This is a genomic window from Allofournierella massiliensis (genome assembly GCF_004345265.1).
GTDB lineage: Bacteria > Bacillota > Clostridia > Oscillospirales > Ruminococcaceae > Allofournierella > Allofournierella massiliensis.
This window is the reverse complement of sequence record NZ_SLUM01000029.1, coordinates 1-18,790: the sequence shown is the minus strand read 5'-3', so window position 1 is coordinate 18,790 and position 18,790 is coordinate 1. Positions and strand designations below refer to the sequence as shown.

Annotated in this window: 27 protein-coding genes; 1 reads left to right on the top strand and 26 read right to left on the bottom strand. The window is 59.3% G+C overall.

Annotation, left to right across the window (positions count from 1 at the left end; genetic code table 11):
- Positions 1-15: 15 nt before the first annotated feature.
- From rplF to EDD77_RS14635, 26 genes are all read right to left on the bottom strand, one after another.
- The gene (gene rplF / locus EDD77_RS14760; RefSeq protein ID WP_058965289.1) at positions 16-558 is read right to left on the bottom strand and encodes a 50S ribosomal protein L6; all 543 of its coding nucleotides are present in this window, start codon (positions 556-558) and stop codon (positions 16-18) included.
- An 18-nt stretch (positions 559-576) separates the two neighbouring features.
- Entirely contained in the window at positions 577-975 is a 399-nt protein-coding gene (rpsH, locus tag EDD77_RS14755; protein ID WP_058965290.1) for a 30S ribosomal protein S8, read from the bottom strand.
- A 160-nt stretch (positions 976-1,135) separates the two neighbouring features.
- Positions 1,136-1,321: a type Z 30S ribosomal protein S14 gene (locus EDD77_RS14750; protein WP_058965291.1), complete on the bottom strand. Its 186-nt coding sequence runs from the start codon at positions 1,319-1,321 to the stop codon at positions 1,136-1,138.
- A 14-nt stretch (positions 1,322-1,335) separates the two neighbouring features.
- A complete protein-coding gene (rplE, locus tag EDD77_RS14745) occupies positions 1,336-1,875 on the bottom strand; it encodes a 50S ribosomal protein L5 (RefSeq protein WP_058965292.1) in 540 nt (179 codons plus the stop codon).
- Positions 1,876-1,892: 17 nt separating this feature from the next.
- Positions 1,893-2,207: a 50S ribosomal protein L24 gene (gene rplX / locus EDD77_RS14740; protein WP_058965293.1), complete on the bottom strand. Its 315-nt coding sequence runs from the start codon at positions 2,205-2,207 to the stop codon at positions 1,893-1,895.
- 13 nt (positions 2,208-2,220) lie between these two features.
- On the bottom strand, positions 2,221-2,589 hold the full coding sequence (gene rplN, locus EDD77_RS14735) for a 50S ribosomal protein L14 (RefSeq protein ID WP_058965294.1): 369 nt from the start codon (positions 2,587-2,589) through the stop codon (positions 2,221-2,223).
- 29 nt (positions 2,590-2,618) lie between these two features.
- Positions 2,619-2,873 (bottom strand): 30S ribosomal protein S17, encoded by a 255-nt coding sequence (gene rpsQ / locus EDD77_RS14730; protein ID WP_058965295.1) that lies wholly within the window; start codon positions 2,871-2,873, stop codon positions 2,619-2,621.
- 13 nt (positions 2,874-2,886) lie between these two features.
- Positions 2,887-3,072: a 50S ribosomal protein L29 gene (rpmC, locus tag EDD77_RS14725; RefSeq protein ID WP_058965296.1), complete on the bottom strand. Its 186-nt coding sequence runs from the start codon at positions 3,070-3,072 to the stop codon at positions 2,887-2,889.
- On the bottom strand, positions 3,069-3,506 hold the full coding sequence (gene rplP, locus EDD77_RS14720; RefSeq protein WP_058965297.1) for a 50S ribosomal protein L16: 438 nt from the start codon (positions 3,504-3,506) through the stop codon (positions 3,069-3,071). Before rplP ends, rpmC begins: the two co-directional genes overlap by 4 nt.
- Positions 3,506-4,192, bottom strand: coding sequence for a 30S ribosomal protein S3 (gene rpsC / locus EDD77_RS14715; RefSeq protein WP_058965298.1), 687 nt, complete (start codon positions 4,190-4,192; stop codon positions 3,506-3,508). Before rpsC ends, rplP begins: the two co-directional genes overlap by 1 nt.
- 13 nt (positions 4,193-4,205) lie before the next feature.
- Entirely contained in the window at positions 4,206-4,541 is a 336-nt protein-coding gene (gene rplV / locus EDD77_RS14710; RefSeq protein WP_058965299.1) for a 50S ribosomal protein L22, read from the bottom strand.
- A 20-nt stretch (positions 4,542-4,561) separates the two neighbouring features.
- Positions 4,562-4,834 (bottom strand): 30S ribosomal protein S19, encoded by a 273-nt coding sequence (rpsS, locus tag EDD77_RS14705; protein WP_058965300.1) that lies wholly within the window; start codon positions 4,832-4,834, stop codon positions 4,562-4,564.
- A 15-nt stretch (positions 4,835-4,849) separates the two neighbouring features.
- Positions 4,850-5,680 carry a 50S ribosomal protein L2 gene (gene rplB, locus EDD77_RS14700; protein WP_058965301.1) on the bottom strand — a complete coding sequence of 277 codons (831 nt, stop codon included), beginning with the start codon at positions 5,678-5,680 and terminating at the stop codon, positions 4,850-4,852.
- 98 nt (positions 5,681-5,778) lie between these two features.
- A complete protein-coding gene (gene rplW / locus EDD77_RS14695) occupies positions 5,779-6,072 on the bottom strand; it encodes a 50S ribosomal protein L23 (protein WP_058965302.1) in 294 nt (97 codons plus the stop codon).
- Positions 6,072-6,695: a 50S ribosomal protein L4 gene (gene rplD / locus EDD77_RS14690; RefSeq protein ID WP_058965303.1), complete on the bottom strand. Its 624-nt coding sequence runs from the start codon at positions 6,693-6,695 to the stop codon at positions 6,072-6,074. Before rplD ends, rplW begins: the two co-directional genes overlap by 1 nt.
- 14 nt (positions 6,696-6,709) lie before the next feature.
- Positions 6,710-7,342 carry a 50S ribosomal protein L3 gene (gene rplC, locus EDD77_RS14685; RefSeq protein ID WP_058965304.1) on the bottom strand — a complete coding sequence of 211 codons (633 nt, stop codon included), beginning with the start codon at positions 7,340-7,342 and terminating at the stop codon, positions 6,710-6,712.
- A 158-nt stretch (positions 7,343-7,500) separates the two neighbouring features.
- Complete coding sequence (gene rpsJ / locus EDD77_RS14680) at positions 7,501-7,812, bottom strand: 30S ribosomal protein S10 (protein WP_058965305.1); 312 nt, start codon at positions 7,810-7,812, stop codon at positions 7,501-7,503.
- A 499-nt stretch (positions 7,813-8,311) separates the two neighbouring features.
- Positions 8,312-8,860 (bottom strand): zinc ribbon domain-containing protein, encoded by a 549-nt coding sequence (locus EDD77_RS14675; RefSeq protein WP_058965306.1) that lies wholly within the window; start codon positions 8,858-8,860, stop codon positions 8,312-8,314.
- Positions 8,861-8,879: 19 nt separating this feature from the next.
- The gene (locus EDD77_RS14670; RefSeq protein WP_058965307.1) at positions 8,880-10,631 is read right to left on the bottom strand and encodes an Rqc2 family fibronectin-binding protein; all 1,752 of its coding nucleotides are present in this window, start codon (positions 10,629-10,631) and stop codon (positions 8,880-8,882) included.
- 67 nt (positions 10,632-10,698) lie between these two features.
- Positions 10,699-11,340 carry a hypothetical protein gene (locus tag EDD77_RS14665; RefSeq protein ID WP_058965308.1) on the bottom strand — a complete coding sequence of 214 codons (642 nt, stop codon included), beginning with the start codon at positions 11,338-11,340 and terminating at the stop codon, positions 10,699-10,701.
- A gap of 18 nt (positions 11,341-11,358) precedes the next feature.
- Entirely contained in the window at positions 11,359-12,105 is a 747-nt protein-coding gene (locus EDD77_RS14660) for a Nif3-like dinuclear metal center hexameric protein (RefSeq protein ID WP_058965309.1), read from the bottom strand.
- 16 nt (positions 12,106-12,121) lie between these two features.
- On the bottom strand, positions 12,122-12,790 hold the full coding sequence (locus EDD77_RS14655) for a class I SAM-dependent methyltransferase (protein WP_242868401.1): 669 nt from the start codon (positions 12,788-12,790) through the stop codon (positions 12,122-12,124).
- Positions 12,787-12,987 carry a DUF1858 domain-containing protein gene (locus EDD77_RS14650; protein WP_058965310.1) on the bottom strand — a complete coding sequence of 67 codons (201 nt, stop codon included), beginning with the start codon at positions 12,985-12,987 and terminating at the stop codon, positions 12,787-12,789. Before EDD77_RS14650 ends, EDD77_RS14655 begins: the two co-directional genes overlap by 4 nt.
- A 92-nt stretch (positions 12,988-13,079) precedes the next feature.
- The gene (locus EDD77_RS14645; protein WP_058965311.1) at positions 13,080-15,422 is read right to left on the bottom strand and encodes a DUF2142 domain-containing protein; all 2,343 of its coding nucleotides are present in this window, start codon (positions 15,420-15,422) and stop codon (positions 13,080-13,082) included.
- Positions 15,423-15,654: 232 nt separating this feature from the next.
- Positions 15,655-15,870: a CxxC-x17-CxxC domain-containing protein gene (locus tag EDD77_RS14640; protein WP_058965312.1), complete on the bottom strand. Its 216-nt coding sequence runs from the start codon at positions 15,868-15,870 to the stop codon at positions 15,655-15,657.
- Positions 15,871-16,012: 142 nt separating this feature from the next.
- Positions 16,013-16,558, bottom strand: a complete 546-nt coding sequence (locus EDD77_RS14635) for a sigma-70 family RNA polymerase sigma factor (RefSeq protein WP_058965313.1) — start codon at positions 16,556-16,558, stop codon at positions 16,013-16,015.
- A 462-nt stretch (positions 16,559-17,020) separates the two neighbouring features.
- Between EDD77_RS14635 and hcp the strand changes: the two genes are divergently transcribed.
- Entirely contained in the window at positions 17,021-18,661 is a 1,641-nt protein-coding gene (gene hcp, locus EDD77_RS14630; RefSeq protein ID WP_058965314.1) for a hydroxylamine reductase, read from the top strand.
- The last annotated feature ends 129 nt before the right edge of the window (positions 18,662-18,790 follow it).

Here is an 18,790-nt window from a genome sequence, read left to right as displayed (position 1 = left end):
CTTTCACTCCTTACCTTATTTGCCTTTGCCGGCCTTGCCCTCTTTGCGGATGATGTGCTCACCAGCATAGCGGATGCCCTTGCCCTTGTAGGGTTCGGGAGGACGTTTCTCGCGGACTTCCGCCGCGAACTGGCCGACCTTCTGTTTGTCGATGCCCTTGATGATGATGGTGTTAGCATCGGGAGCTTCGATCTTGATGTCGTCGGTCTCATCGACGATCACCTGGTGGGAGAAGCCCAGGTTCATGACCAGGCTCTTGCCCTGCTTGGCCACACGGTAGCCAACGCCCTGAACCTCCAGCTTCTTCTCAAAGCCGTTCACAACACCTTCCACCATGTTGCTGATGTTGGTGCGGGTCAGGCCGTGCAGGCTGCGGGCCTGCTTCTCGTCATTGGGGCGGGTCACCAGCACTTCACCATTCTCGACGGTTACGTTCATCAGAGGATGGATGTTGGAATTCAGGGTGCCCTTGGGGCCCTTCACGGTAACGTTGTGGCCATTCACGGTCACTTCAACGCCCGCAGGAATGACGATGGGTTTTCTTCCAATTCTCGACATTGTCTTTTTGCCCCTTTCTTACCACACAAAGGCGAGTACTTCGCCGCCAACATGGGCAGCGCGAGCAGCCTTATCGGTCATAACGCCCTTAGAGGTGGAGATGATCGCGGTGCCCAGGCCCTTCATGACCTTGGGCATATCTTCGCAGTTGGTGTAGATGCGCAGGCCGGGCTTGGAAACACGGCGCAGGCCGGCGATAACGGGAGTGCCGTTCTCCTGATACTTCAGGGTCAGGCGCAGGGTACCCTGCTTGTTGTCTTCGATCAGCTGCACACTCTTGATGTAGCCCTCGTCAACCAGAATCTGGCAGATCGCTTTTTTCAGGTTGGAAGCGGGAACGTCTACAGAAGGGTGTTTGGCAGTGCTGGCGTTGCGGATGCGGGTGAGCAGGTCCGCGATAGGATCAGTAATGTGCATGCCACTAACCTCCTTTAAGGTTCTTCGTTTCGTTTTTGTTCGGACAGTTGTGAAGCATTCGCCTCACATATATTTAAGTGTGAGACCCCTTGCCGCCTCCCCCGCCGCGCCGAACCGGCACGGGGAGGAGCGCAAAGGAACTCACAGCTTAAAACAGTGTTTACCAGCTGGCTTTCTTCACGCCGGGGATCTCGCCCTTGTAAGCGAGCTCACGGAAGCAGATACGGCAGATACCGTACTTGCGCAGGTAGGCGTGGGGACGGCCACAGATCTTGCAGCGGTTGTAACCGCGGGTGGAGAACTTAGGCTCACGCTGCTGCTTGATCTTCATAGAAGTTTTTGCCACAGTCGTACCCTCCCTTAGTTAGCGAACGGAGCGCCCAGAGCCTTCAGCAGCTCCTTGGACTCTTCGTCGGTCTTGGCGGTGGTCACGAAGCAGATGTCCATGCCACGCACAGCGTCGATCTTGTCGTAGTCGATCTCGGGGAAGATCAGCTGCTCCTTGATGCCCACGGCGTAGTTGCCGCGGCCGTCGAAGGAGTTGCCGTTGATACCGCGGAAGTCACGCACGCGGGGCAGAGCCACGCTGAACAGACGATCCACGAACTCGTACATGCGCTCGCCGCGCAGGGTAACCTTCACGCCGATGGGCATGCCTTCGCGCAGCTTGAAGTTCGCAACGCTCTTCTTGGCGCGGCACACAACGGGCTTCTGGCCGGTGATCTGAGCGATGTCGCCCAGGATGGCGTCCAGCATCTTCTGGTTGTCCTTGGCGTCGCCGCAGCCAACGTTGATGACTACCTTGTCCAGCTTGGGAATCTGCATAACGCTCTTGTACCCAAACTTGCTCATCAGGGCGGGAGCAACTTCATTGACATACTTTTCTTTCAAACGTGCCATTGTGTTGTATTCCCTCCTTACAGCTCGGCGCCGCACTTACGGCAGACGCGCACATTCTTGCCATCCTTGGCAGCGTGAGCCACGCGGGTGGCCTTGCCGCACTTGGGGCAAACCGGCATAACCTTGCAGGCGTAGATAGCACCCTCGGCCTTCACGATACCGCCCTGCTCGCCCTGGCGGCGGGGTTTCACGTGCTTGGTGACCATGTTCAGACCCTCAACGATCACCTTGCCCTCCTTGGGGCTAACGGCGATCACTTTGCCGGTCTTGCCTTTGTCTTTACCGCTGATGATCATTACGTTGTCGCCGGTTTTAACATGAAGATTGTTCATTCTTAAAACCTCCTTACAGCGATTCCGGAGCCAGGCTCAAGATCTTCAGGTAGCCGCTCTCGCGCAGCTCGCGAGCAACGGGTCCAAAGATACGGGTGCCTCTCGGGTTCTTGTCTTCACGGATGATGACCGCAGCGTTCTCGTCGAAACGGATGTAGCTGCCGTCCTCACGACGCAGGCCCTGCTTGCTGCGAACGATCACAGCCTTGACCACGTCGCCCTTTTTCACAGTGCCGCCGGGAGCTGCCTTCTTAACAGAAGCAACCACAACGTCACCGATGTTAGCGTATCTCTTGCGGGAGCCGCCCAGCACACGAATGCACATTAACTCTTTGGCACCGGTGTTGTCGGCCACTTTGAGATAAGTTTGCATCTGAACCATTGCCAGATCCTCCTTTCAAAGTACCAGGCTTACTTCGCCTTCTCTACGATTTTGACCATGCGCCAGCGCTTGTCCTTGGACAGGGGGCGGGTCTCCATGATCATTACACGGTCGCCAATGCCGCACTCGTTGTTTTCGTCGTGGGCTTTGAACTTAACAGTGCGCTTCAGGATCTTCTTGTAAAGGGGGTGCTGCACGCTGTCTTTCACGGCAACCACGATGGTCTTATCCATCTTGTCGGACACAACGGTGCCCACACGGGTCTTTCTCAAATTGCGTTCCATCGTTTAACCTCCTTTACGCTTTCTCAGCCAGGACAGTCAGCACACGAGCGATGTCGCGCTTAACGGTCTCAATGCGGCCGGGGTTCTCCAGCTGGTTGATGGCGTGCTGAAAACGCAGGTTGAACAGCTCTTCCTTCAGCTCGGCCAGCTTCTTATTCAGGTCAGCAGCGGACATACCGCGCAGTTCTGCAGCTTTCATGCGTTGCCACCCTCCTCTACTACATTCTCTTCGCGCTTGGCGAACTTGCACTTAACAGGCAGTTTGTGCATGGCCAGACGCAGGGCCTCACGAGCGACTTCCTCGTTCACGTCGGCCAGCTCGAACAGCACGCGGCCGGGCTTCACAACAGCCACCCAGTACTCGGGAGAACCTTTACCGGAACCCATTCGGGTCTCAGCGGGCTTCTCGGTAACGGGCTTATCGGGGAAGATCTTGATCCAAACCTTACCGCCACGCTTGATGTAACGGGTCATGGCGATACGGGCGGCCTCGATCTGACGGGAGTCGATCCAGCCGGGCTCCAGAGCAACAAGACCATACTGGCCCTGGTTAACAGTGTTGCCGCGCATGGCTTTACCGGTCATACGACCACGATGCACACGGCGGTATTTGACGCGCTTAGGCAGTAACATTACTTGTTGCCTCCTTCTTTACGGGATGCGGGCTTGGAACCCTTCAGAACCTCACCCTTGTAGATCCACACCTTAACGCCGATGCGGCCGTAGGTGGTAGCAGCCTCAGCGAAGCCGTAGTCGATGTCGGCGCGCAGGGTCTGCAGGGGAATGGTGCCCTCGTGGTAGCTCTCGGTGCGGGCGATGTCCGCGCCGCCCAGACGGCCGGAAACCTGGGTCTTGATGCCCTTGGCGCCACGCTGCATCGCACGGCCCATGCACTGCTTCATCGCACGGCGGAAGCCGATGCGGCGCTCCAGCTGGGAAGCGATGTTCTCAGCTACCAGCTGAGCGTTGGTGTCCATGTTCTTGACCTCAACGATGTTCACGTTGACGGCCTTGCCGGTCATCTTAGCCAGCTGCTCCTGCAGCTTGGTGATCTCGCTGCCGCCCTTGCCGATAACCATACCGGGCTTGGCGCAGAAGATGTTGACCTTCAGCTTGGGAGCGCCGGACTGATTGTCCACGGTGCGCTCGATTTCGATCTTGGGGATACCCGCGCCGAAGAGCTGCTTCTTCAGGGTCTTACGGATCTTGTAGTCCTCGACCAGGGTGTCGCCGAATTCCTTCTTGGAAGTAAACCAGCGGCTGTCCCAATCTTTGATTACACCCACGCGAATGCCGTGGGGATTGACTTTCTGGCCCATTGTGTTTACCTCCTTACTCTTTCTCTTTCAGAACCACGGTCACATGGCTGGTGCGCTTCAGCACACGGTAAGCGCGGCCCTGGGCGCGGGGACGGATGCGCTTCAGGGTGGGGCCGGGGGTAACAAAGCACTCGGCCACATACAGGCTGTTCTTGTCCATGTTGTGGTTGTTCTCCGCGTTCGCGGCAGCAGACTTCACCAGTTTCAGAAGGGGCTCGCAAGCGGCCTTCGGGGTGTACTGCAGAATCGCCAGCGCCTTATCCAGAGGCTGGTTGCGGATCAGATCCAGAACAACCGAAACCTTCCGGGGGCTGATGCGGGCGTATCTAAGATGTGCCCTAGCTTCCATTGCTTTACTCCTCCTTTTAATTACTTACCGGTCTTGGAGCCGGCATGGCCCTTGAAGGTACGGGTGGGGGCGAACTCGCCCAGCTTGTGACCAACCATATCCTCAGTTACATACACAGGCACATGCTTGCGGCCGTCGTGCACCGCGAAGGTGTGACCGACAAAATCAGGGAAAATGGTGGAGGAGCGGCTCCAGGTCTTCAGAACCCGCTTCTCACCGGCGGCATTCATCTCCTGAACGCGCTTCAGCAGAACAGGCAGGACATAAGGTCCCTTCTTAACACTTCTACCCATGTTCGTTCTCCTCTCTTAACCGTTCGCGCGCTTGACAATGAACTTGTCAGAGCGGTTGTGATGCTTGCGGGTCTTGTAACCCATAGCAGGCTTGCCCCAGGGGGTAACAGGGCCGGGACGGCCAACGGGGCTCTTGCCCTCACCACCACCGTGGGGGTGATCGCAGGGGTTCATAACAGAACCGCGAACGGTGGGACGCCAACCCATGTGGCGCTTGCGGCCGGCCTTACCGATGTTCACGTTCTCGTGATCCACGTTGCCAACCTGGCCGATGGTAGCGATGCAGTTCAGAGGGATGTTGCGCATCTCGCCGGAGGGCAGACGAACCAGAGCGTAGCCGTTCTCTTTCGCCATCAGCTGAGCCATGTTGCCGGCGCTGCGCACCAGCTGGCCGCCCTTACCGGGGTACAGCTCGATGTTGTGGATGATGGTACCAACAGGGATGTTGGCGAAGGGCAGAGCGTTGCCGGGCTTGATGTCGGCATTGGGGCCAGCCATGATCACATCGCCAACCTTCAGGCCTTCGGGAGCCAGGATGTAACGCTTCTCGCCGTCCTCGTACTGAACCAGAGCGATGTGAGCAGAACGGTTGGGATCGTACTCCAGGGTCTTTACAGTAGCGGGAACATCAAACTTGTTGCGCTTGAAATCGATCACACGGTACTTGGTGCGATTGCCGCCGCCGTGATGGCGAACGGTGATGCGGCCGGTGTTGTTGCGGCCGGAAGCCTTCTTCATGGGCTCCAGCAGGCTACGCTCGGGGGCCACTTTGCTCAGCACGCTGTAGTCAGTAACAGTCATACCGCGGCGGCCCGGGGTAGTCGGCTTATACTTCTTGATAGCCATTGCTATTCTCCTTTGTTACTTATGAATTGTTATCGGGGTCATATCCCCATACATGAGCCCTGCTCGGGCTCTTGAAAGAAACTGCTTTAAGCGGTTTCTTATACCATGCTCTCGAAGAACTCGATGCCCTTGCTGCCCTCTTTCAGGGTAACAACAGCCTTCTTCTTGGCGGCGGTGTAACCGCCGTGCATGCCCTGGCGGCGGTAACGGCCGCGCACGTTGATGGTGTTAACCTTCTCGACCTGGACGCCGAACAGCTTCTCAACGGCCTTAGCGATCTCTACCTTGTTGGCATCGGTGGCAACCTTGAAGGTGTACTTCTTGGAAGCAATGCCCGCCATAGAGTTCTCGGTAATGACAGGAGCCAGGATGATGTCTTGTGCAGTTTTCATTAGCCCAGAACCTCCTCAAGTTTCTTGGCCGCGTCTACGCTCAGGATGAACTTGTCGGCGTTCACAACGTCGTAGGTGTTCACGCTGGTAGCCACGGTGGTAACCACGCCGGGGATGTTGGCGGCGCTCTTCACGAGCTTGGCCTCAACCTCGGGGGTAACGATCAGGGCCTTCTTGCTAACGCCCAGGGCGTTCAGCATGTTGACCACGGTCTTGGTCTTGTACTCGGCAACGCTCAGGTTGTCGACCAGGATCATGTCGCCGGCAGCAGCCTTGGCGCTCAGGGCGCTCAGGATGGCCAGACGCTTCACCTTGCGGTTGATGCGGTAGCTGTAATCGCGGGGCTTGGGGCCCAGAGCAACGCCACCGTGAGTCCACTGGGGAGCGCGGATGGAACCCTGACGGGCATGACCGGTGCCCTTCTGACGCCAGGGCTTACGGCCGCCGCCGCGAACCTCGCTGCGGGTCTTGGTGCTCTGAGTGCCCTGACGCTGGTTGGCCAGGAAGTTGACCACAGCGGCGTGCACAGCCTTCTCGTTGGGGGTGATACCGAACACGGCGTCGGAAAGCTCTACGGTGGAAACTTTCTTGCCGTTCATATCCAAAACGTCAAATTGTGCCATTGTGCTTTCCCTCCTTACGCCTTCACGCTATCGCTGATGCAAACCACAGCGCCCTTGGGGCCGGGAACAGCGCCTTTGATAGCGATCAGATTATTTTCGGCGTCTACCTTGACGACGGTCAGGTTCTGGATGGTAACCCGCTCGGCGCCCAGGTGGCCGGGCAGCTTCTTGCCCTTGAATACGCGGCTGGGAGTGGAGCAGGCGCCCATGGAACCCGCATGACGGGCAACGGGGCCGGTGCCGTGGCTCTCGCGCAGGCGATGGCCGTTCCAGCGCTTGATGGTGCCGGCGTAGCCCTTACCTTTGCTTACGCCAACTACGTCGATGTGGTCGCCAGCAGCGAACACGTCGGCCTTCAGGATATCGCCCACGTTCATGGCGCTGATATCCGCCAGGCGGAACTCACGCAGGGTCTTCTTGGGAGCAACGTCCGCCTTGGCGAAGTGGCCCTTGGCGGGCTTGTTTACGCGCTTGGCGGAAACTTCGCCGAAGCCCAGCTGAACTGCCTGATAGCCGTCGCTCTCAACGGTCTTCTTCTGCACTACGGTGCAGGGACCAGCCTCGATGACGGTTACGGGAACGACCTTGCCGTTCTCATCGAACAGTTGAGTCATGCCCAGCTTTTTGCCGATGATACCTTTTTGCATTTTTCTTTTCCTCCTATAAGGTTATTGGTTGACATCGTGAGTAACTTGGATGCCAACATGACCTCTCCGTTTGGATAGCATTTCGATCGATGTTGCCTTCATTGAATCCGGCAGTTGGCGGCACCAGAGCGGCCGCCCTTACCTGTTTAAATGTAAGCTTACAGCTTGATCTCGATGTCTACGCCAGCGGGGAGCTGCAGGCTCATGAGAGCCTCAACCGTCTTGTTGGACGGCTTCAGAATGTCGATCAGACGCTTGTGGGTGCGGGTCTCGAACTGCTCACGGCTGTCCTTGTACTTGTGAACAGCACGCAGAATGGTGACCACTTCCTTGTCGGTGGGCAGAGGGATGGGGCCGGACACGCGAGCGCCGGTGCGCTTAGCGGTCTCCACAATCTTCTCAGCAGCACCGTCGATCAGCTGATGATCGTAGCTCTGCAAACGAATTCTGATTTTCTCTTTGACTGCCATTTTCGTCGCCTCCTGTAATTATTTGGTGCCTAGGCGGCCGATCAACTACTGAACACAGCGCCGGGTGTTTCACAATTTGGCACGATAAAAGCCGGTGAACCGCTTGGCAGTTCCCCCGGACACACTTCGGCAAATTGTGTTGGACATTGGTACGCCGCGCAGAATGCGACAGTGTACGTATCCCTTTGCTCTCAGTAATTCTTTCGCCCGGTTCTAGATCGGACATACTCCGCGGAAAAACCCGTCGTGTGACGGCAACCTCCCGCATCAACGCATATCATGGCTTGCGCAGCTTGGTACACAAGCCATTTGCAGCCGAGACTTATTGTAGCACATGGATTCGCCGGTTGCAAGGGCTTTTTGTAAAAAAAATAAAATTTTTCAAAAGTTTTTCGGCTATATGCCAAACGCGTTTTACCATAGCCGTTCCCCTGCCGCTTTTCAGAAGGCGAATGCCCCCGGAGCAGGCGTTTTCTCCCCGCTCCGGGGCATCGATACATCAATAGTAATAGTAAGGCCCGTAGCTGTAGCCAAATGCGTGGCTGTGACCAGTGGCGTAAAACATCACTCCCAGCAGAACAATGATCGCAATCACACTGAGCACCGTGCTCACAGCCACCAGAATCAGTTTGGCCCTGGCCCAGTTGCGTTTACTGGTGCTGGTACCGGTGCCGAAGCTCCAGATCAACAGCACCACCAGATTCACAATGGGAATCGCGGTAAGAATCAGGCTCCACAGCCACTCCAGCGTTTTCACCGGCGCTTCCGGTTCGTCGACGTCGGGATCCGGCGCAGGCGGGGCCGGGCGCTGGTAGCAGGGCTCGCCGTACGTCGGCGGAGGCGGAGGCGTTGCCGGGCCGCCGGTTACCCCGGCACCAAATTCCCAGGAGGCACTGTGCTGTTCCGGTGCGCCGGAAGGATGTTCCGTCCTCTCGATCGGCTGGCCGACCGGTTCTTCTGGCTGTGCCGGTTCCGGCGCGGGCGCACCGCACACCGGGCAGGTCAGTGCATCCGGCTCCAGATAACTGCCGCACTGTTTGCAATACATACTTGATTCCTCCTTCGCATCACTTTTTCGCCGGCTGTTCCCGCAGGCGCTCCTCGATGCCTGCCTCCGGGGTAATATAGCCGGTCTCGTATTTTTCATAGAGTACCATGCCGGGCTTCAGATCGCCGGTCTTGCGGATGTTGCGCACCTCGGTGTAGTCCACCGCAACCTTTGCGCCACCGTTCAGGCTGGAATGCACCACCGCCAGCATGGCCGCTTCGTTCTGGGTGGTGAGAGGGATGTCCTTTCCTTCGCTCATCACCACGGTATGGCTGCCGGGGGCATCCTTCACATGGAACCAGAGATCCTTGCCCCGGGCGGTGTGCAGGGTGAGCTTGTCGTTCTGCAGGTTGTTGCGGCCCACCAGAATCAGGAAGCCGTCCGAAGAGCGGTAACGATAGAAGTCCGCCGGCTTCTGCTTTTTGTCCCGGATCTTGTAATACTTCAGATAGCCCTGGCTTTTCAGCTCGGCGCGAATCTCGCCCAGCGCCTGCTCGCCGGTGGCGGTCTCCACCTCATAGAGCACGGTGCCCAGATATTCGATCTCCCGCTCGCCTTCCTCCAGCAGTTTTTTCAGCATCTTGGCGGCGGTCTGCTTTTTCTTGTATTCCTTGAAATACTTCTGGGCGTTGCCCACGCCGTTCAGCCGGGCGTCCAGCGGAATCTCGATGGTCTGGCCATCGTAGTAGTTCAGCACCTGAACGCTGCGCATGCCCTTGTCCACCGCCCAGAGGTTTGCCTGCAGCAGCTCGCCGTACAGCCGCAGCTGGTCGGCCTTGCCGCTCTGGGCCAGTTCTTCTTTTCGGGCGGCCTGCTTGCGGATGGCCCGCTCATGCAGGTTCTTCACGGTTTTGGCCAGATCCTTGCTCTTCTGGCGCAGCCGCTCGGCCCGGTCCTTGGTGGAGTAGTAGCCCTCCAGCATGGTGCTGAAGCTGTCGTAATGGGTCAGCCGCTGCTCGCCGTACTGAGTCAGCGGGGTAAAGCTGAACTCCACCGGCTTGCCGGTCTCATCACAGGCAAGGCAGGGCTTGCCGCCCGCCTCGTAATCCGCCTTGATGCCGTCGATGGCAGCAATCAGCGCGGTCTTTTCGCTCTCGGTGAGCATGTCCGCCTGGGCCGCGCTTTCGCCCAACGCCCGGAAGGCCGCCTCCCGGCAGACCACCGGCCCCACGCCGGCGCAGCTGCGCATGAGCGCATCCGCCACCGGCAGATCCTTCTGGCAGGCGGCAGCCACCAGCCCGGCGCTGCTCACCGCGAACATATCCAGCTTGTTGGGCTTCTGGGGCAGAGTGTATGCAAGGCCCGGCAGCAGCTGGCGGATCTGGGAATCCTCAAAATCCACCCGCTTGAGAGCGTCGATGATACGGCCGTCCTGCACCAGCACCAGGTTGGAATACCGGCCCATCAGCTCCACCGCCAGAATGTTGCGAACCAGATCGCCCATCTCGTTGGTGCACTGGAATTCAAAGAAGGCCAGCCGGTCCCCCGGCTCCACCCGCAGATCCACCAGCCGGCCACCGGTCAGATGCTTGCGCAGCAGCATGCAGAAGCTGGGCGGAACCGCCGGATTTTCAAAGGTGTCCTGGGTCAGGCAGGCCCGGGCGGAACCACTGCGGGCGGAAAGCAGCAGCTTGAAGGTATCGGTCCGGGTACGCAGCGTAATGACCACCTCGTCCCGGGTGGGTTCGAAGATCTTGTCGATCTTGGCGTCCAGCAGGGTTTGTTTCAGTTCGCGGGCCGCGAGGGCCAGCAATGCGGCATCTAATGCCATGGGTCTCACCTCTTTGTAAAAAAAGCGGCCGTGCCGGGCGGCACGGCCTGCTTGCAGTCAACTTGATTCACCGGCTGCGCAGCGCCGCTTCTGCGGCGTCCACATCAGCCAGACCGGAAAATTCCATCGTGATATTCCTGTGGTGGGTGTGACCATTGCGGTAATAGGTCTCCACCTGTCCATTGGAAAGGATCAGATCACCGGTCCCGTCCGGATAATAGCGCTTTTCCACGCCCTGAACCGAATCCAGCTCCCAGGAGCTTACCCGGCCTCGGGTCACCACCAGAACACGCTGATCGGTAACCGCATAGACGATCTCTTCCGGTTTGGGGCCGCCCACCTGCGGGAACAGCAGCTTGATGCCCACCAGAATGAACGGAATGCCGAACAGCGGAAACACAATTCCGAAAACACCCGCGCCCGCTGTCAGCGTTTGAAGCGCCATCAGCTCCCAGAAGCAGGCAAAACCCAGGAAAAACACCGCGAACAGCTTGCCCGCGCCCCGGGGCCCATGCAGCTTTTTGGGGCTTCCGGACCAGAGCAGCCGCTCGCCGGGAGCCAGCTGGCGGGCCAGCAACGCCTGCGCATCGCCTGCCGCCGCACGGGGGCGGGGTGGTTCCTGTTCCGGCTCCTGCTGCACAGGGGATGAGGGTTCGCCAAACATTTCCTCGTTATAACCCACGCTGCTGTTTTCCCGTTCCTGCCACATGGCGTTGCCTCCTTACTATTATAAATAGGAAAAGGGGTCCTTGTTGCGCCGGCTGCAGATGACCCGAAGGCCGCTGAAACGGCGGCTCAGGTGATCCGCCAGCACCGGCACGATGGGAAATTCCGTGCTGTAATGGCCGGCCACGATCAGGCTCAGGCCCATGGCCCGGGCATCAATGGCATCATGATGGCTGGCCTCGCCGGTGAGCAGAGCATCCGCTCCGGCTGCCGCCGCATCGGCCAACATGCTGCCGCCGCTGCCTCCGATCATCGCCAGCCGGCGGATGGGCTTGCCCGCGTCCACCAGCTTCACATGAGCATTCAACCGGCTCTGGCACAGCGCCGCCAGCGCCTTTGCGTCGGTGGGCTCCACGCTGCCTACCCGGCCGATCCCCTCTTCCCCGAAGGATTCCGGGTCTTCCGCCTCAAACAGCCGGGCCAACACATCGTTCACACCGCCCTCTGCCGCATCCAGATTGGTGTGCATGCAGATGGCGGAGATGTTTTTCTTCACCAGCCGGAAGGCCACGTCCCGCCGGGCCAGGGTACGCAGCGGTTTGAAGATCACCGGATGATGGGCCACAATCAGCTGGCAGCCCTGCAGTTCTGCCTCGGCCACCACCTCGTCGGTGATGTCCAGCGCCACCAGAACGCTGGTCACCTCGGCCCCGCAGTCCACCAGCAGGCCCACATTGTCCCAGCTTTCCGCCAGCTCCTTCGGGGCCAGCTGCTCCAGACATTCGCAGATCTCGCGCACTCTTGCCATTGGGGATCTTCCTCCTTTACGCCTCGCCTTCCAGCTGCCGCAGCAGCCGGTCCGCCCGCTGCGCGCCGGCCGGATCGTTTTCCAGCCCGCGGCGGAATTTTTTCAGCCGTTCCAGCTGCTGGGCCCGGTACTCCGCCGCGCCCGGCTGATCCTGCGTCAATCCCAGAAGGCATTCCGCGTCGGTGGGCCGCTTCGCCTGGCCGGTGTACACCGCGTCCATCACCGCATACCAGCGGTGTGCCGCGCACACCAGCCGCTCGGCGTTCAGCGAAAAGCCGTTTTCCCACAGCCAGCGCCGGAGCATCGGAGCCTTGGTGGCCGGGATCAGCACCAGCTGAGTTTTCTCCGCCTTCACCCAGGGTGCGGCGGTGAGCATCTCGATGGCGGTCTGGGCGCTTACACCCGCAATCACTATCGCCTGCGCCTCGCCGGGAGCCAGCACGCTCAGGCCATCGCCCAGGCGAAGCTCCACATGTGCAAGACAGCCCGCTTCCTCGCAGGTTTTCTGCGCAGTGGAAAGCGGCCCGGGGCGAAGATCCGCGGCGATCACCCGCCGGGCCCGGCCGGTGCAGGCCAGATAGGCCGACAGCTTGCCGTGGTCGCAGCCAATGTCCGCCGCGGTGTCGCAGGGGCGGATCAGATCTGCCGCCGCCTGCAGTCGTTCGTCCAGTTTTGGGGCGATCATTCGTTGCCGAAGTGCTTGTTCAGCTTGGCCACCAGCTCGTCGGCGTTGGTGCCGTGAACCATGCAGGCCTCCTCAATGGTCTCGCCGCGGGCAGAGGGGCAGCCCAGGCAGTGCATGCCGATCTCCAGGAAGAAGGGAGCCACGGAGCCGTCGGTGTCCAGAATATCGCCGATGATGGTATTTTTGGTAATGATCATGATGTTCGATCTCGCTTTCCTTTTCAAACTCGGGCGGCTGTGCGTGCCGCCGGTACTTATACTATACCCAATTTCTCCATATTTTGCAACCGTCAGGCCCCGCAAAACAGCGCAAAGCTCTGCAGTGCAGCCGCGGCGCTCACGAACACTGCCGCGCAGCGCACGCCCCGGCTCACATCCCGCCGGGCACAGAAGGCATTCTGTTCCCCCAGCAAAAGCAGCAGGATGGGCAGAACCGGCAGCAGATAACGGCCCTGAATGCCGAACACGGTGGTGGCGTTGATGGGCGTCCAGATCAGCGCGGCCACAACCATGAGCCCCGCCACCGACAAAGCCACCAGGCCCATCACCCAGCGGGTGGGCCGGTTCAGCCGGGCAGGCTGTTCCGCCCGGCGCACCGAAGCGCACACCGGAACCAGCAGCAGCAGGATGGTCAGGCTCCAGCTCAATGTCAGCTTGTGCACAATGGGCTCGCCGGGCAGCGCCCCCACCAGCCCCTGCAGGTAAACGGGAAGCTGTTCGGTGACCGTGTTGGCCAGCAGCTTGATCGTCTGGCTCAAATGGCTCAGAATATAGCCCACGCTGAAGGTGTAGATGGATTCGCCATTGGGCTGAATTCCGGCAGCCAGCTCCTCCGGAGTAAAGGTCTGTCCGCTGTTTGCCAGCACCCAGACAGCCGTACCCCCGCCTGCCAGCAGGATCAGACCGCAGGCGCCCAGCGCCGCCCACTTGAACCAGCGTTTTTTATGCAGCTTGTACCAGGCAATACCGCACAGTGCCACCAGCACCAGTGCAGGCAGCACTGCCAGCCGGATGCGCTCGGTATCCACGCTGCGGAAGGTGTAAGCCACCGTCTCGCCGTTGGCCATCAGCCAGCCGGCCAGAGCCGCCACACACACCAGAGCCTTGAAGATGCGGCTGCGCAGCTTTCCGCCCAGCTGTTCCGCTCCAATGGGGAACACCAGCGTCACCATGCCCAGATAGATGGCTTTGGCCGGAGCCAGCAGCGCCGCCAGCACCAGAAGCGCCGCACAGCGACCGATGCTCACCTGCTTTTTCTCTGTCATGGCACTCACGCAGAGAGCCGTGAACAGGAAGGCCATGCCCAGAACCGTGGTGTCCGCCGAAAAGCTGCCCGCCAGCGAAAGGCCCATGGGCAGCAGAGCCGCCGCACCAAAGATCTCCTTGCTGCCCTGGGGTGCGATTTTCACCGCCAGAGCCGTCAGTGCGGTATAGCAGGCCACGCTGAACAGCCGGCTCATCCACAGCATGGGATAGAAGCCCAGGCCCAGCAGCCGGGCCAGCAGAATTCCCAGCGCCTGGGGCAGATACTGGGCCGGAAGCGGATTGGAGGGCGCCACCACATCCACCCGCTCGGTGAGCTGGCCGCTGTTTCCAAAACCACCCGGATGATCCAGAATCTGCTTGTAACCGAACACGCCGACCTCGCCGGATTTGTTCCGCATATAGGGCGCATCACAGATGCGCATGGGCAGGGTGTAGGTTCCCTTGCCCCAGTTATCGTAGCCCGTTTCCACACCGGGCTGCCCCATCATCCGGCTGGCCATGGAATAGGCTCCCGCCAGATGGGTGTACTCGTCCGGCCCCGCCATGGGGGGCGTGATCAGTGACCAGGCCAGACCCAGCGCCGCCACCGCATAGGCCACACAGGCCGCCGCGCCGGCTTTTTTGCAGAAGATCAGCCACCAGGCCCCCATGACTGCCGCAAACAGCACCACAGCCACCGGGATACACAGCCACAGACCGATGCTGCCGCTGTAATTGGTGATGTATTGCAAAGCCGCAGTGGCTCCGCCCTCCGGCTGCACCGTACCGCCCGTCAGCGGGAAGGCCGGATTCGCCGCATTGGCGCTCACCGCCGCGTCCGGGTCCGGCACAAAGGGAATCTGGTTTTCGTCCAGCTCCACCTCCTGCGGCATGGGGCCGGTGCCGTACACAAGGCCCAGCACATCCTCCGCGGTGGCAGGCTCGTAGTAAATGTGAAGGGTATAGCGGGTGGCGTCCTTTTCCGGGAACACCGGCTGTTCAAACACAATGCCCTGAAAATCCAGACCCAGAATTTCGGTCATATCCAGTGCCGCACCGGTCAGCCGCTGGCCGCTTTCGTCCAGAAGATCCACATACAGGGTACCGTGCACCACCCGATCCAGGCTGGAAAAATACAGACGCACACCGTAAAGCGGCGTGTCCGGCCCCGCAAGGATGCCCTGCGTCCAGCCTTCGGCCGGGTCAGCCGCAAGCATCACCTGGTTTTCCGCGTAATAATCATGCACCTGGTAGTATTCCGACTGGCCGTTCACGGTATGGATCACATTGTAGGCGGTCCAGGCCAGGGCCAGCGCGGTGATCGCCGCCACCAGAAGGCCTGCGGCTGCCAGCCGCCAGCGCTTTTTTGCTGCTTGGTTCGATGCCATAACAGGGCTCCTTCGTTTTTTCGGCAGGGTGCCGTTTTTTTCAGAAGCTGCGGCCTTTGCCCGCATGCTCCTACCTTATTATATATTATATACAGACAGATCGATCCGCACCGCTCTGCTGCCTGTTCATTGTACCGTAAATGCCGCGAAAACACAAGGCCGCGCCCCGGGCACAGAAAAAGCCCCCGGTTTGATACCGGGGGCTTTGGATCGCAAAGAAACGAAAAACGGATCAGCCGTTCTCCTTCATCTTGGCGAAGCACTCGCTGCAGTAAACGGGGCGATCCTCGCGGGGCTGGAAGGGCACGCGAGCAACCTTGCCGCAAGCGGCGCAGGTAGCCTCGAACATCTCACGGGTGCCACGGCTGGCGTAGAACTCCTGCTCGCCGGCGGTGAACACAAACTCCTTACCGCAGTCTTTGCATACCAGGGTCTTATCTTCGTACATGCTAGATTCTCCTCTGCATTCTGTTTTTTTGCCCGCGGAAGGATTTCAACCGACACCTTTGGAATTGACCAATGCTCTAAATGTTAAGCTACAGGGGCATATATTCTTACAGGCCGTTCGCCCATAATTCAAAAATAGATTGTTAACCACGCGCTTCTTTCAGCTTGCGACGCAGGCGGGAAAGTGCATTTTCCACCGACTTGGGGCTTCTGCCCAGCGCCTGAGCGATCTGCTCGTAACTGCAGCCGCTCAAAAACAGCTCCAGCACCTCCTGCTCGAAGGGAGAAAGCCGGGTCTGAATGGTCTGCAGGGTGTCCTGCAGCTGCTCATTCTGGATGGCAAGCTCCTCCGGGCCCGGGGTGGTGTCCTCCTCGCTGAGGGGGACGCTCTGGTTCAGCGGCCCGTGCTTTTTGCGGCCCGCCGCCCGCCGGGCGGTGCGAATCGCATTCTGGATACACCGGCCCGCGTATGTGCCAAACGAGGCCCCCTCGCCGGGGCGATAGCTGCGGATGGCGGCAAACAGGCCGATAATTCCTTCCTGCACCGCGTCATCCAGATCCAGCCCGGGGCATACCCCCGCGGCCGCGTGACTGCGGATCACCGGCATCATGTGGGCCAGCACGGCGGCAAGCGCGGCTTCCTGCCCTGCCTTGGCCTGCTGAAGCAATTCTGGAGTGATCTGAGTCATATTCGGCGACCTGAACCGGCCTGCCCAAAACGACGCGCCGGACCTCTGTGTGACATAATAAAAGCATACCGTTTTGCCCAACGTTTGTCAAATGGGATACTCGACAATTTTTGGAGCAATTTCACAGGCAAATTCACCAATTCCCTACCTTCTTTGTGCGGTATGGAAAAAGTTTTGTCTGTTTGTTACCACTCTATCACAGAAAAGTCCACAGGTCAATGAAAAAATAGTGACAGTTTCTGCCTTTTTGTGTATAAAAATCCCAAGGTTTTTAATGGGATATTCCATTTTTTCCGCGCAGATTCCAGAATTGCCACACAAAAATCAGCACAAAAGTTGTTTTTCCAACATATCTTCCGTTTCAAATACGGTATCATCATAGCTGTCCGCAGGCGTCGGCGGGCACCATTTGAGTAAATTTCCGGCGCACTTTTATCCCCATGAACAAGGAGACGTTCAACCATGGAACAGAAAATGTTTTGCTATCAGTGCCAGGAAACCGCCGGCTGCCGGGGCTGCACCCAATCCGGTGTGTGCGGCAAGACCCCCGATGTGGCCGCCATGCAGGATCTGCTGGTGTACGTGAGCCGGGGCATCTGCGCGGTGACCACCGCACTGCGCGGCGAAGGCCGCGCAGTGCCCGCCGCAATCAACCAGCTGATCACCCTGAACCTGTTTGCCACCATCACCAACGCCAACTTCGATAAGGAAGCCATTGTGGCCCGCATCCGCGCCACGCTGGACGCAAAGCAGGAGCTGCTCAGCCAGCTGGATCACACGGCCGATCTGCCCGAAGCCGCCCTGTGGGACGGCAGCGGCGACTGGGAGCAGAAAGCCCAAACCGTGGGCGTGCTGTCCACCGAAAACGAGGATATCCGTTCCCTGCGGGAACTGATCACCTACGGCCTGAAGGGTCTTTCCGCCTATTCCAAGCATGCCAACGCCCTGCTGGAGCAGGACGAAGAGCTGGATGCCTTTTTGCAGCGCGCACTGGCCGCCACGCTGGACGACAGCCTCACGGTGGACGATCTGGTTGCCCTGACGCTGGAAACCGGCAAATACGGTGTGACCGGCATGGCCCTGCTGGACAAAGCCAACACCTCCGCCTATGGCAACCCGCAGGTGACCCGGGTAAACATCGGCGTGGGCAAAAACCCGGGTATTCTGGTTTCCGGCCATGACCTGCGGGATCTGGAAATGCTGCTGGAGCAGACCCAGGGCACCGGCGTGGACGTTTACACCCATTCCGAAATGCTGCCCGCCCATTACTATCCGGCGTTCCAGAAGTATCCCAACTTTGTGGGCAACTATGGTAACGCCTGGTGGAAGCAGAAGGAGGAGTTCGAGAGCTTCAACGGCCCCATTCTGATGACCACCAACTGCATCGTTCCCCCCAAAGCCAGCTACAGGGATCGGCTGTACACCACCGGCGCCGCCGGGTATCCGGGCTGCAGGCACATCCCCGGTGAGATCGGGCAGACCAAGGACTTCTCCGCCATCATCGAACAGGCAAAAACCTGCCCCGCCCCCACCCAGATCGAGACCGGCGAAATTGTGGGCGGCTTCGCCCATGCGCAGGTGCTGGCGCTGGCCGATCAGGTGGTGGATGCGGTGAAGAGCGGCGCCATCAAAAAGTTCGTGGTCATGGCCGGCTGTGACGGCCGCGCCAGAAGCCGGGATTATTACACCGAGTTTGCCAAAGCACTGCCCCGGGATACCGTGATCCTCACCGCAGGCTGCGCCAAGTACAAATACAACAAGCTGCCCCTGGGTGACATCGGCGGCATCCCCCGGGTGCTGGATGCGGGCCAGTGCAACGACTCCTACTCGCTGGCGGTGATCGCTCTGAAGCTGAAGGAAGTCTTTGGCCTTGCCGACATCAATGACCTGCCCATTGTGTACAACATTGCCTGGTACGAACAGAAAGCAGTGATTGTGCTGCTGGCCCTGCTGCATCTGGGCGTGAAGAACATCCATCTGGGGCCCACCCTTCCTGCCTTCCTGAGCCCCAACGTGGCCAAGGTGCTTGTGGAGAATTTCGGCATCGCAGGCATCGGCACCGTGGAGGATGACCTGAAGCTGTTCTTCGGGGAAAACGCCTGAGCCAAACCGGCAGTGCGATCCCGGAAAACCGCATAAAAAGGGGCTGTTGCAAAATAGCCTAAAATGAAAAAAATGAGATAGACTTCCCCGAAAGGGTTGCCTATCTCATTTTTTGTTGTAGTCTGAAAC

Excerpts from the sequence above, each read along its gene's own strand:
- rplF (WP_058965289.1), bottom strand. The coding sequence starts at position 558 with ATGTCGAGAATTGGAAGAAAACCCATCGTCATTCCTGCGGGCGTTGAA.
- rpsH (WP_058965290.1), bottom strand. The coding sequence starts at position 975 with ATGCACATTACTGATCCTATCGCGGACCTGCTCACCCGCATCCGCAAC.
- rplE (WP_058965292.1), bottom strand. The coding sequence starts at position 1,875 with ATGGCACGTTTGAAAGAAAAGTATGTCAATGAAGTTGCTCCCGCCCTG.
- rplX (WP_058965293.1), bottom strand. The coding sequence starts at position 2,207 with ATGAACAATCTTCATGTTAAAACCGGCGACAACGTAATGATCATCAGC.
- rplN (WP_058965294.1), bottom strand. The coding sequence starts at position 2,589 with ATGGTTCAGATGCAAACTTATCTCAAAGTGGCCGACAACACCGGTGCC.
- rpsQ (WP_058965295.1), bottom strand. The coding sequence starts at position 2,873 with ATGGAACGCAATTTGAGAAAGACCCGTGTGGGCACCGTTGTGTCCGAC.
- rpmC (WP_058965296.1), bottom strand. The coding sequence starts at position 3,072 with ATGAAAGCTGCAGAACTGCGCGGTATGTCCGCTGCTGACCTGAATAAG.
- rplP (WP_058965297.1), bottom strand. The coding sequence starts at position 3,506 with ATGTTACTGCCTAAGCGCGTCAAATACCGCCGTGTGCATCGTGGTCGT.
- rpsC (WP_058965298.1), bottom strand. The coding sequence starts at position 4,192 with ATGGGCCAGAAAGTCAATCCCCACGGCATTCGCGTGGGTGTAATCAAA.
- rplV (WP_058965299.1), bottom strand. The coding sequence starts at position 4,541 with ATGGAAGCTAGGGCACATCTTAGATACGCCCGCATCAGCCCCCGGAAG.
- rpsS (WP_058965300.1), bottom strand. The coding sequence starts at position 4,834 with ATGGGTAGAAGTGTTAAGAAGGGACCTTATGTCCTGCCTGTTCTGCTG.
- rplB (WP_058965301.1), bottom strand. The coding sequence starts at position 5,680 with ATGGCTATCAAGAAGTATAAGCCGACTACCCCGGGCCGCCGCGGTATG.
- rplW (WP_058965302.1), bottom strand. The coding sequence starts at position 6,072 with ATGAAAACTGCACAAGACATCATCCTGGCTCCTGTCATTACCGAGAAC.
- rplD (WP_058965303.1), bottom strand. The coding sequence starts at position 6,695 with ATGGCACAATTTGACGTTTTGGATATGAACGGCAAGAAAGTTTCCACC.
- rplC (WP_058965304.1), bottom strand. The coding sequence starts at position 7,342 with ATGCAAAAAGGTATCATCGGCAAAAAGCTGGGCATGACTCAACTGTTC.
- rpsJ (WP_058965305.1), bottom strand. The coding sequence starts at position 7,812 with ATGGCAGTCAAAGAGAAAATCAGAATTCGTTTGCAGAGCTACGATCAT.
- EDD77_RS14675 (WP_058965306.1), bottom strand. The coding sequence starts at position 8,860 with ATGTATTGCAAACAGTGCGGCAGTTATCTGGAGCCGGATGCACTGACC.
- EDD77_RS14670 (WP_058965307.1), bottom strand. The coding sequence starts at position 10,631 with ATGGCATTAGATGCCGCATTGCTGGCCCTCGCGGCCCGCGAACTGAAA.
- EDD77_RS14665 (WP_058965308.1), bottom strand. The coding sequence starts at position 11,340 with ATGTGGCAGGAACGGGAAAACAGCAGCGTGGGTTATAACGAGGAAATG.
- EDD77_RS14660 (WP_058965309.1), bottom strand. The coding sequence starts at position 12,105 with ATGGCAAGAGTGCGCGAGATCTGCGAATGTCTGGAGCAGCTGGCCCCG.
- EDD77_RS14655 (WP_242868401.1), bottom strand. The coding sequence starts at position 12,790 with ATGATCGCCCCAAAACTGGACGAACGACTGCAGGCGGCGGCAGATCTG.
- EDD77_RS14650 (WP_058965310.1), bottom strand. The coding sequence starts at position 12,987 with ATGATCATTACCAAAAATACCATCATCGGCGATATTCTGGACACCGAC.
- EDD77_RS14645 (WP_058965311.1), bottom strand. The coding sequence starts at position 15,422 with ATGGCATCGAACCAAGCAGCAAAAAAGCGCTGGCGGCTGGCAGCCGCA.
- EDD77_RS14640 (WP_058965312.1), bottom strand. The coding sequence starts at position 15,870 with ATGTACGAAGATAAGACCCTGGTATGCAAAGACTGCGGTAAGGAGTTT.
- EDD77_RS14635 (WP_058965313.1), bottom strand. The coding sequence starts at position 16,558 with ATGACTCAGATCACTCCAGAATTGCTTCAGCAGGCCAAGGCAGGGCAG.
- hcp (WP_058965314.1), top strand. The coding sequence starts at position 17,021 with ATGGAACAGAAAATGTTTTGCTATCAGTGCCAGGAAACCGCCGGCTGC.